This window comes from Parcubacteria group bacterium CG10_big_fil_rev_8_21_14_0_10_36_14, from assembly GCA_002772895.1.
Classification (GTDB): domain Bacteria; phylum Patescibacteriota; class Patescibacteriia.
Map to the genome: position 1 here is coordinate 1 of PFCS01000025.1, position 558 is coordinate 558.

Annotated in this window: 1 pseudogene (only partly in view); it reads left to right on the top strand. The window is 46.4% G+C overall.

The features are described 5' to 3' along the window. Positions 1 to 558, top strand: a pseudogene (locus COU51_01555) (hypothetical protein) (it continues 57 nt past the right edge of the window).

Here is a 558-nt window from a genome sequence, read left to right on the forward strand (position 1 = left end):
GGAACAAATTGTTCTTCTGTACCAGCAGCAGCTGGTTGGACAGACGGAGGAGCAGAGATATATCTTTCAACAGCAGGCGATGAAGTAACAATCGGTGGAACTGGTACGCTCGGTAAGTTAACAATCAATGGTGACGCGGACCAGATTCAATTCGTCATAAAAGCAAATGGAACTCAAACTTCAAATCTGACCGAATGGAGAAATAGCTCGAATGCAATTCTAGGCTATATGTCGCCAGCCGGAAATTTTGGCGCATCTGGGACACTTCGTGTTGACGGCACTTCTACTTTTGCCGGGACAGCAACATTTACCGGTGCCCTCGTATTGGGTGATGGAGACGATATCGCGATTAATTCAAATGATTGGGATATCTCAAGCGCAGGAGTTATTTCCGGAGCTAGTATGTCTTCAACACAGCTTACAGACGGAGGTACTATTTCATTTGACTGGGTTGATGCTGAAATCGCGGACGCGCTAACAGTATCCGGCGGAACAATCGGTTCAAACAATATTTCCGGAACACTCACAACAACTGGCGCTCTTACGATCGGTGACAAT